The following is a 10,345-nucleotide window of genomic DNA, read 5'->3' on the forward strand; positions in this document are numbered from 1 at the left end:
TACTTCATATCACCTGTAGATTTTATTTTATTTCTTCTTTGTCAGGTAATCTCTTAGCCTAAAACCTATATCAATTATACCTAAGATTCTTACGAAATAAAGCAGAAATGTTGGAAAAAGTATTGTCAGCACAACACTGAAAATCGGAATCGCTCGCGACATCCGCTTGTGATGGGCATAAAAGAAGATAAAAGAAAATCCCTGAAGCGTCATTAACAGACCTGTAAGTACGAGCACATTCTGTAAGGCCATATAGTAAAAGCCGGAATCAGGCCCAAGGAATGAAAAGAACAGTGCAAAAAAGTAAACCCATATAATCGATGTCGGGAATCTCAAATTGCGAAAAGCGGGAAAATAGAGCTGTTTCTTCTCAAGCCGGTTTATAAATTTATAGCTAATCCATTGGGAGAGAAAAGCGAGTATGATAGCAGATAAAGCAAACCCTACCGGAAGGAGATCAATGATGGTCTCAACCTGTAATTGGAGCATTTCTTCCATTTCTTCTGTCTGCTCCGCTGCACCAAATTGTTCCATTACAGACATGCTCATTTCCAATGAATCAGAAAGCATTACTTTAAATTCTTCCACCCAATTCATGGATAAGACGATTTGGCTGAAAACAAAAACAAACAATAGCCCGGCAATAAACCCTAATGTACCTCTTGCCCATGTTTCGTATGGGGAAAGACCCTTGCGGATGGCACCACCTATGGCTATACCGCCAATCCCCATCAATACTGCAAGCGGCAAGGTAAAGAAGGTTGTCAGGATTACAGTTAAAACCAATGCAACTGCAAGCATTAATAAAGAAGGCTTAAAGCCATATCTGGAAGCATATAAAACAAATGGGACCGGCAAAACAAACATGCCGAATATAGATAGCACTGGCACAAACACAGTAATAAATACTAGTACCATGAAGATTGCCAGCAATAATGCTCCGTCTGTCATTTTTCTCGATTGATTCATTCATTGCACCTCATCTAAGCAAGTAGAAATTAAATTCAGGAATACATCTTATCATATGATAACATGATTTCAATAGAAAGGCTTGTCGGATCATGTAGAAACCATTATTTCCCGGGCAATAGAAAGACCTTTTTTCGACAAAAAACTGCTGCCTCTTGTCGAAACATCTAATTCTATGAAAAAGATGCTATCCATTTCATCAACATAGGCGCTTTTGCATCTATTTTCCATTATAATGGGAGAGAGATAATGGAATATCCAAGAGTTTATTATCTGTATATAGATTTTCACTCATGGATAGAACCAAACTTTTAGAAGGATGAACTTACATGACCTACCTGCACCTATTTCTTACCAGTCTAAAATTACCGAAAAAAAATGCTATGTTTAAGCTCAATCGGGCTGGAATGGATGTAGCCGTTATCTATATGTTCCTCATGCTCGCCATCGTCTCCATCCCATCTCTCATAGAGAGGCTTACAGCAACCACTGGGCTTGGAGCAGATCTTCATATTATTTTCAAGCTCATTTACTTTTTCATGTTTTATTATCTCCCAATGACAATCCTTGTGTTTGCCGCCTTATCGATTGTCGCTTATATGGGGGTGGGCTTTGCAATGATCACCCAGCGGAAATTGCGCTTTGCCATCCTTTGGAAGCTGAGCGCCTTTACGACGACCATTCCCTTTCTGCTTTATACGGTCATTACCCTCCTATTTCATGTGAGTGATCTATATCTAGCTATCGCTTTTCTGTATGCCTTTATCCTTTTAATAAAGATGATTACCATCTATCCGCAGAAAAGAACTACGCATAAAAAATAAAAAGATTCACGAACGCAATATAAAAAGCCTCAAAATCCGGTTACAGATTTTGAGGCTTTTTCATTACTCAGATACATATGGAAGTAAAGCCATAGTACGAGCACGTTTGATTGCGATTGTAAGCTTACGCTGGTATTTTGCAGAAGTTCCAGTTACACGACGTGGAAGAATTTTTCCACGTTCAGAAACGAAACGTCTTAGCAAATCTACATCTTTATAATCGATGTGTGTAATTCCGTTTGCTGTGAAGTAACACACCTTCCGACGCTTTGCGCGTCCGCGACGAGCTGCCATTGATAACCCTCCTTTTTATATTTTAGAATGGTAAATCATCGTCTGATATATCGATAGGCTCTCCATTATTTTTAAATGGATCGTCTTGATTTTGATTCTGGTTTTGCTGGTATTGATTTTGGTTTTGATTTTGATTTTGATTTTGAAATTGGTTCTGATTTCTGTTTTGCTGGAAGTCTGATGATTCTTGTCTTCCTTGGGAAGAACCTTTAGATTCCAAAAATTGAACACTGTCAGCAACAACTTCCGTTACATAAACAGTTTTACCATCTTGTCCTTCGAATGTACGTGTTTGAATACGGCCATCCACACCGATTAAACTACCCTTTTTCATGTAGTTTGCAAGGTTTTCAGCCGGTTTACGCCAAACAACACAGTTAATGAAGTCAGCTTCACGATTTCCCTGCTGGTTGGAGAACGGTCTATTTACTGCGACAGTAAAGTTGGCCACTGCAACGCCATTGGGTGTATAACGTAAATCAGGATCCTTCGTTAACCTGCCTACGAGTACGACACGATTTAACATCAGAACCACTCCTTATTATTGTTCATCTCGAACTGCAATATGACGAATAATATCATCAGAGAACTTAGCTAGGCGATCAAATTCATTTACTGCTTCGTCGCCACTGCTGAAGTTAATGATTACATAATATCCATCACGGTAGTCTTTGATTTCATAAGCAAGACGTTTCTTGCCTTTCTCATCTACTTTAGCAATCTCCGCTCCATTATCAGTTAAGATCTTGTTGAAACGCTCGATTAAAGCTGTTAGAGCATCCTCTTCAATGTCTGGGCGGACGATATACATGATTTCGTATTTTCTCATCCGTTACACCTCCTTTTGGTCTTAGCGGCCCCCATTTGCTGAAAAACTTATCCGTTAATCGCAATAGGAGCAAGGAATAATCATAATCTAATTACTCACAATGATAAATTATACCAAATCCTGCTTTGTTTGACAAGTATCCGAGAGATCCCAATATACGTTATTGCAAATTTACAGTGCTGACTTGATCCAACCAGCTTCTGCGGTTATTTAGACGTTGAATCTGAAATGAATGACGTCACCGTCCTGGACAACGTAATCTTTGCCTTCCAGACGGACCTTCCCTCTTTCCCGTGCATGTGCCATGTTGCCTGCATCGACCAAATCCTCATAGGAAACGGTCTCTGCACGAATGAAGCCTCTTTCAAAATCAGTATGGATAATTCCTGCTGCTTGCGGTGCTTTAATACCTTTACGGAACGTCCATGCGCGTACTTCCTGTTCACCCGCTGTAAAATACGTTGCGAGTCCTAAGAGGCTGTAAGAAGCTTTAATCAGCTTGTCCAATCCGGATTCAGTAATTCCTAGATCATCAAGGAACATTTCCTTTTCCTCTGGATCAAGCTCTGAAATCTCCTCTTCAATCCTTGCGCAGATAACAATGACTTCCGCATTTTCTTTGGCTGCAAATTCACGCACCTTTTGAACATTTTCATTTGAATCAGGGTCAGCAACCTCTTCCTCGCTTACATTTGCTACATATAAGGTTGGTTTGCTGGTTAATAAGTGAAGGCCTCTCACTACTTTCTGCTGATCTTCTGTAAATTCCAAAGCACGGACTGGTTTTTCTTCTTCCAGGCCATCCTTGATTTTCACAAGAACATCATGTTCAGCAACTGCATCCTTGTCTTTTTGCCTTGCAAGTTTTTCCACACGCTGAAAACGTTTATTAACAGTTTCCAAGTCAGCAAGAATCAATTCCAGATTAATAATCTCGATATCATCGATCGGGTCCACTTTACCAGAGACGTGGGTAATGTTCTCATCCACGAAACAGCGAACAACCTGACAGATTGCATCCACTTGCCGAATATGTGAAAGGAATTGGTTGCCAAGCCCTTCACCCTTACTTGCACCTTTTACGATACCTGCAATATCGGTAAATTCAAATGCCGTTGGTACCGTTTTTTTCGGTTTTACTAATTCAGTTAATTTATCTAAGCGTTCGTCAGGTACTTCCACAATTCCCACATTTGGATCGATCGTTGCAAACGGATAGTTTGCTGCTTCTGCTCCGGCCTGTGTTATTGCGTTAAAAAGTGTGGATTTTCCAACGTTCGGAAGTCCGACGATTCCTGCTGTCAATGCCATTAAACTTTCACTCCTTAAGGATTCCATTCATATGAACGCGTTTGTTATCCCAATTATAGATAGTAGCATGTAAAAAGACAAGCAGCTAAAAAGCAAAAATAGGCATACAATGTATACCTATTTTTGCTTTTACCCTATTACTTTTCATTTTTCTATCTCTTTATGCTTCTATTATACTAATTCAAACGCCTCATAGTCAATTTTAACTATTTTTAAAATTATTTAACATTCCCGCTGCAACGGGCTCTTTCTGTTAAAAACCGTTATATTGGAATCGGCGCTTTTCACTATCCTTCTGCCCTTTCCAATACTTTTTTCATTTTCTTTGTAAATTCTCTTCTCGGAATCATGACACTGTGCTCACAGCCAAGGCATTTGATTCGGATATCCATGCCCATCCGAATTATTTTCCAGCGGTTTTCACCACACGGGTGCTGTTTTTTCATCTGTACAACATCATTCAATCCAAATTCTTTCTCCATTTCGGGCTCTCCTTTTTACACTTTAGATACGAAACGTTTAAAATAGCAGGAATAATTCAACCCACCCATATATTTTTGCTTCCACGCCAACAGGGATTCTATGCTTTTGTTATCTCCCATTATACCTAAATTTTATAGTCCGCGCTCTCTATTTTCCTGAATAAATTTCTCTTTTTCTTCTTTTGAATACATGACAAGTCGCGGTGCCGGTATTTCAATTCCTGATTTATATAGCTTGTCCTGCATTTCTTTTTTAATATTGCGTTCTCCAGCCCATTGGAATCCGGGTAATGTATCTGCAATGACGCGAAGTGTAAAATGGGATACTTCAAGATTCTGCACCCCAATGATTTCCGGGATTCCGACAATGAATTCATATTTCTCGGGTAAACTGGCAGCCACTTTATTAATGACCTTTTCCGCATCGTCAACATTGCTTTCATACGGAATATTGATATCTACCACTGCAAGCCCATTATGGAGCGAATAATTGGTAACCTGTGTCACATTTCCGTTTGGGATAATGTGCATTTCTCCTGTCCAGCTTAGTACCTTCGTCGTGCGAAGCCCAATCTCCTCTACCGTACCCTCGATTCCGGATACTGCCACATAATCCCCAACAGAGAATTGGTCTTCAAAAATAATAAAGAAGCCAGAGATAATATCCCTTACCAGATTCTGTGCCCCAAAACCGATAGCCAAGCCTACAACCCCGGCACCTGCAAGCAGCGGACCGATTTCAAAGTTAAAGACACCGAGTATCATCACAATTGCCATAAAATATACGATATAGGCAATCACATTTTTAATCAGTTTTTTGAGTGTATTTTCCCTTCGCTGCGAGATTCTGATGGGACCTCTGCTCCTGTTTGAAAACAGCTTTTCTACCAGGGTCCTCGTCACCTTGACAATCGTGACAGCCAGTAGAATGATAATGACAACTTTAATGAAAACCGAGAATATGATTGTCCATAATTCCGGTCCAGTTATATATGTCCATAGATCGGTTATTTGTCTATTGATGGCATCCATCTTTATTCCTCCACTCATCATTTATGCCGCCTGTCCATTTTATTCCATATAGGATACATTAAGAGTCTGGCTAATATATATAGGTTCAATATTCCATAGATTGGATAGATAAAACTAATTAGGGTAGAGAATCCGAATGTTGATAATGGTATCATGATTAGCAATACCCCAACAACGATAACATGCAGCGGTTTTTGGAAATACTCCTGCAGTCTGGTAGCAATCCCAAGCATTCCCGATGCCGCCGTTGTAAAAATAGCAAACCACAATAGGATAGACATTAACACGAGTATCTCAAAGGGATAATGCTTTAAAATTGCAAACAAAGGGATTTCATATAAAAGAATTTCATCTGCAATTTGAATGAGACTGTTATTATAAATATAGGAGAGGACCCCTAAGCAAATCCCGCTTCCCCAGCAGGCAATCCCTATCTCCCTCTTTGACGTAACTTTATTCCCAACCGCACCAAGCACCGCAATGAGAGGCAATATATTCAATGCCGTAAAAGGAAATGCCGCTATCCAGTTCCGCTGTTCATGCCAATGGGAGAACAATGCCAAGTGCTGATCGATAGTGAACATGATGAGAATGTACAGCATCCCCCCAAGTAAAAAAGGAAGGATGTACCTATTGATATTGATAAGCCCATTAACACCTTTACTGAATAATAGAATCAAAGCGACTGCAATTATAACCATTCCCCACCAATTGGGAAAGTTAAACGCCTGCCCCGTGGCCCCGCTGCCGGCAATCATAATGATGGTGGTCGTAAATAAATATAGGAGAATCATAAAGTCAAAAACACCTGTCAGTTTACTTCCAACAATTTCCTCAAGTACCGGTAAATAATGATTTGTCTTTAATTTATGGCTAATATTCATGATCACCATACAGCATACAGAAAAAAATAATGAAAATAATAAGATAGCAAGTCCACTTTCATGCCCGAAAAATTGCCATAGCTCCCGGCCAGACGCATACCCTGCACCAATGGTCGTGCCTATAATCAAAAACATCCACTTCAATCCTGCTGCCCACATTCTGCTTCCCCCAATAAATTTCATATTCGTATGTATAGTTCACTTGCAACATCCGTATACTATACCAATATGTTTGTGGAGGATAAGCTATGAATCTAAACAATCGTTTTGACAATTCATCTGATAATTTTCGTATGTCGCACATGGATTCTGAAATAGCACTGCGAATGAGCGATAAAATCATGTCCTGGTTCCCCAATCAGCCGCGGGAATATGTCATCCTATGTATTGGCACTGACCGTTCTACAGGGGATGCACTTGGCCCACTGACAGGGTCTTTTTTGCAAGAAGAAAAAACAAAACATATGCATGTATACGGAACATTGCATCATCCCGTCCATGCTGTAAATCTTCATGAGGCAATCGAGAAAATAACTACTACCTATCGAAACCCTTTTATCATCGCCATAGACGCCTGTCTTGGACGGAATGCCTCCATTGGGCATATCATTACGGAAAATGGTCCATTAAAGCCTGGGTCTGCTTTAAATAAGGCATTACCATCCATTGGAGATGTAAATATTACTGGAGTAGTTAATATTAGCGGATTTATGGAGCATTCCATCCTCCAGAACACCAGATTGTCGATTGTTGTCGATATGGCAAAACAGATAGCTGAAATCCTAAGCATCATTGATGACAGGCTCGTTCATCATTTTTCCCCATCATCTGTCATTTCAGAAGAGCAGCATAAAACGAAATGGACAGTATAATTAACTTTTATCAGGCTCCTTTTTATATCCTATAAATACTTATATCACACACAAATCTATTAAAAAAACGTAAATCCCAGCAGGAATTTACGTTTTTTTGGATATATGGACACCGACCGCTATCATAAAATACCGATTGAGAGTGAGTGGTGCCCTCTATATAATCTGATAGATATAATAGATAATCCCAACTGTCACGATTGCCGGCAATAGATTGCCAATCCGCATCTGGGTTATTTTCAGGAGGTTTAAACCGATAGCAACAATCAATAACCCCCCTACCGCGGTTACCTCAACAATCATCCCATTTAAAAAGGCTTCGGGTATCCATTTTTCAATCTGGGTAGCTAGAAGAGCAATTCCACCTTGATATAGAACAACGGGAATGACAGAGAAAACGACACCGAATCCCAATGTGGTTGTCAACACAAGTGCGGTAAACCCATCAATAACACCTTTCGTTATTAAAACTTCATGATCTCCGCGAATCCCGCTATCCAATGCACCGAGAATTGACATCGCACCAATGCAAAAGATCAATGTTGCGGTAATAAACCCCTGTGCGACACTAAAGTCACTCCCAGGATCGGCCGTGAATTTACTGCCTAGCCAGGAACCAAGCCGATTTAGTCCGTCTTCCAGATGAATAAATTCCCCAATGATTGCACCGGACAGCAAACCTAAAAGGACAATGATAATTTGATCGGTAACCAAAGCCATCTGCAAACCGATTAAGATAACCGCAAGTCCAATCCCCTGCATGACCGTTTCTTTATATCTTTCGGGGATTTTCGTGAAGAAGAGACCAAGAACGCTGCCCGCAATTATGAAAGCTCCATTTATTAATGTACCGAATAATACCATCTCTACCGCCCCAACTTATGTAAATATTAAAATGTTTCACGTGGAACATTTTCTATTAATTCACCAATATAAAAGACTGACTATGTTCGTCAGCCTTCTCAGAACCATTATTTTTCTAGATATTCTATAATTCGATTCAAGTCATCATCTGTGTAAAATTCAATTTCTATTTTCCCTTTACGCTTCCCTCTTTGAATCGTTACAGCGGTACCTAGCCGATCTCGCAGCACCGATTCCCGCTCTTTTATGAAAACATCTTTTTTTGGTTTCTCTTTTTTTCTGACCGGTTTTTCATTAAATTCCATGATAAGCTTTTCAACCTGACGAACATTCAGCTTTTCCTGGCGAATCTTATTGACGAATGGAAGCAAACTTTCCTTATCTTTAAGCCCTAATAAGGCCCTGCCATGCCCCATCGATAGCTCGCCATTATTAATATAGGCGACCACTTGATCCGGGAGGGAAAGCAAGCGGACAATATTTGCAATATGGGACCTGCTTTTACCCAATCGCTTGGAAAGATCTTCCTGGGTAATCTTAAGCTCCGTCATTAGATTGGCATAGGCGTGCGCTTCTTCAATCGGCGTCAAATCTTCACGCTGCAGGTTTTCCAGCAAGGCAATTTCCATCATTTTTTCATCTGAGAGATCCTTCACGATTACAGGAATGATTTCCAGACCCGCTTCTTTGGCCGCACGGAAACGCCGTTCGCCGGCAACAATTTCATATCCCTTTATACTTTTGCGGACAATCAGCGGCTGTATGATGCCGTATTCCAAAATAGATTCTTTCAGCTCTTCAATTGCATCTGCATGAAAGGTCTTTCTCGGTTGATAAGGATTTGGTCTGCATTCTATAACAGCAACCTCTTGAACGGAAGCGTCATCTTGTTTTTCAATCTCAGGAAAGAAGGCATTAAGCCCTTTACCTAACCCTTTCGCCATTAGCAATCACTTCCTTCGCCAATTCAAGATAAACTTCAGCACCTCTGGATTTCGGATCGTAGATAATAATCGGTAATCCATGACTTGGTGCCTCTCCCAATCGTACATTACGCGGTATGATTGTACTATAAACTTTATCCTGAAAATATTTTTTCACTTCTTCAATTACTTGTATGCCTAAATTGGTTCTCGCATCCAGCATTGTCAATAGCACGCCCTCTATCATCAGCTGCTTATTTAAATGTTTTTGGACGAGGCGAATCGTATTCAGCAATTGACTCAGACCTTCCAGTGCATAATATTCACACTGCACCGGTATCATCACCGTATCAGATGCTGTAAGTGCATTAATCGTCAATAGTCCTAACGATGGAGGACAGTCTATAATGATATAATCATACTTTTCTTTTAAACTATCAAGCGCTTTTTTCAAACGGATTTCCCTTGAAATAATTGGAACTAATTCAATTTCAGCTCCTGCGAGTTGAATGGTTGCAGGTATTATATCTAAGTTGTTTACTTTTGTTGGAACAACAACCTCTTCAGCCGGTAAATCCTCAACCAGTACATTGTAAATACAATTACTGACATCCGCCTTGTTAATTCCTACTCCACTGGTAGCATTCCCTTGTGGATCTGTATCAACAAGCAGTACCCTATTCCCCAATGAGGCAAGGCATGCACTAAGGTTAACCGATGAAGTTGTCTTACCTACGCCACCTTTTTGATTTGCGATGGACATTATTTTTCCCATGTTGACACCTACCTAACTATATAAATACTATATTATCATTATTTTTGTAATAAAGACTATAAATTTCACTATTTTTGTTAAATTGTAATGTAATCATCTGACGGATATACAGTTTCCCCATGGTTTTCGGGGGGGTGGAGTTTTGAGCTGGCTGGATTGGTTACGCGGTTCTGGCGGGGATTCCGCGGTTTTTTCGTTTATTCCGCGATTCGGGCGGGAATTCCGCACTGTTTTGGATTATTCCGCGGCTCTGATGGGAATTCCGCGCCATTTTTATTTATTCCGC

At 40.1% G+C, this 10,345-nt stretch carries 13 protein-coding genes; 2 read left to right on the plus strand and 11 right to left on the minus strand.

Features of this window, described 5'->3' with window-relative positions; all coding sequences use genetic code 11:
• Positions 1-27: 27 nt before the first annotated feature.
• Positions 28-969 carry a YybS family protein gene (locus OMHG_RS05095; protein WP_010648880.1) on the minus strand — a complete coding sequence of 314 codons (942 nt, stop codon included), beginning with the start codon at positions 967-969 and terminating at the stop codon, positions 28-30.
• Between the two features lie 329 nt (positions 970-1,298).
• On the opposite strand from OMHG_RS05095, the gene OMHG_RS05100 reads away from it, so the two are divergent.
• The gene (locus OMHG_RS05100) at positions 1,299-1,793 is read left to right on the plus strand and encodes a hypothetical protein (RefSeq protein WP_010648881.1); all 495 of its coding nucleotides are present in this window, start codon (positions 1,299-1,301) and stop codon (positions 1,791-1,793) included.
• A gap of 63 nt (positions 1,794-1,856) precedes the next feature.
• Here the strand turns inward: OMHG_RS05100 and rpsR are convergent, their stop codons facing one another.
• The 7 genes from rpsR to OMHG_RS05135 all read right to left on the minus strand — a co-directional run bounded on the left by rpsR (position 1,857) and on the right by OMHG_RS05135 (position 6,784).
• Positions 1,857-2,087, minus strand: coding sequence for a 30S ribosomal protein S18 (gene rpsR / locus OMHG_RS05105; protein WP_010648883.1), 231 nt, complete (start codon positions 2,085-2,087; stop codon positions 1,857-1,859).
• 22 nt (positions 2,088-2,109) lie between these two features.
• Positions 2,110-2,613, minus strand: coding sequence for a single-stranded DNA-binding protein (ssb, locus tag OMHG_RS05110; protein ID WP_010648884.1), 504 nt, complete (start codon positions 2,611-2,613; stop codon positions 2,110-2,112).
• 15 nt (positions 2,614-2,628) lie between these two features.
• A complete protein-coding gene (gene rpsF / locus OMHG_RS05115; protein ID WP_010648885.1) occupies positions 2,629-2,916 on the minus strand; it encodes a 30S ribosomal protein S6 in 288 nt (95 codons plus the stop codon).
• Positions 2,917-3,126: 210 nt separating this feature from the next.
• A complete protein-coding gene (gene ychF / locus OMHG_RS05120) occupies positions 3,127-4,227 on the minus strand; it encodes a redox-regulated ATPase YchF (protein WP_010648886.1) in 1,101 nt (366 codons plus the stop codon).
• Between the two features lie 287 nt (positions 4,228-4,514).
• Positions 4,515-4,709, minus strand: coding sequence for a DUF951 domain-containing protein (locus tag OMHG_RS05125; protein ID WP_010648887.1), 195 nt, complete (start codon positions 4,707-4,709; stop codon positions 4,515-4,517).
• 132 nt (positions 4,710-4,841) lie between these two features.
• Positions 4,842-5,759 carry a mechanosensitive ion channel family protein gene (locus tag OMHG_RS05130; protein WP_010648888.1) on the minus strand — a complete coding sequence of 306 codons (918 nt, stop codon included), beginning with the start codon at positions 5,757-5,759 and terminating at the stop codon, positions 4,842-4,844.
• Positions 5,759-6,784, minus strand: coding sequence for a YkvI family membrane protein (locus OMHG_RS05135; RefSeq protein ID WP_010648889.1), 1,026 nt, complete (start codon positions 6,782-6,784; stop codon positions 5,759-5,761). Before OMHG_RS05135 ends, OMHG_RS05130 begins: the two co-directional genes overlap by 1 nt.
• Positions 6,785-6,873: 89 nt before the next feature.
• On the opposite strand from OMHG_RS05135, the gene yyaC reads away from it, so the two are divergent.
• Positions 6,874-7,497, plus strand: a complete 624-nt coding sequence (gene yyaC, locus OMHG_RS05140; protein ID WP_010648891.1) for a spore protease YyaC — start codon at positions 6,874-6,876, stop codon at positions 7,495-7,497.
• Positions 7,498-7,653: 156 nt separating this feature from the next.
• Here yyaC and OMHG_RS05145 read toward each other — a convergent pair whose 3' ends face one another.
• The 3 genes from OMHG_RS05145 to OMHG_RS05155 all read right to left on the minus strand — a co-directional run bounded on the left by OMHG_RS05145 (position 7,654) and on the right by OMHG_RS05155 (position 10,059).
• Positions 7,654-8,361 carry a DUF554 domain-containing protein gene (locus tag OMHG_RS05145; protein ID WP_010648892.1) on the minus strand — a complete coding sequence of 236 codons (708 nt, stop codon included), beginning with the start codon at positions 8,359-8,361 and terminating at the stop codon, positions 7,654-7,656.
• A gap of 107 nt (positions 8,362-8,468) precedes the next feature.
• Positions 8,469-9,305, minus strand: coding sequence for a ParB/RepB/Spo0J family partition protein (locus OMHG_RS05150; RefSeq protein ID WP_010648893.1), 837 nt, complete (start codon positions 9,303-9,305; stop codon positions 8,469-8,471).
• Positions 9,286-10,059, minus strand: a complete 774-nt coding sequence (locus tag OMHG_RS05155; protein WP_010648894.1) for a ParA family protein — start codon at positions 10,057-10,059, stop codon at positions 9,286-9,288. Before OMHG_RS05155 ends, OMHG_RS05150 begins: the two co-directional genes overlap by 20 nt.
• Positions 10,060-10,345: the final 286 nt, after the last annotated feature.

Origin of the sequence: Oceanobacillus massiliensis str. N'diop (genome assembly GCF_000285495.1) — a bacterium.
Taxonomy (GTDB): domain Bacteria; phylum Bacillota; class Bacilli; order Bacillales; family Amphibacillaceae; genus Oceanobacillus; species Oceanobacillus massiliensis.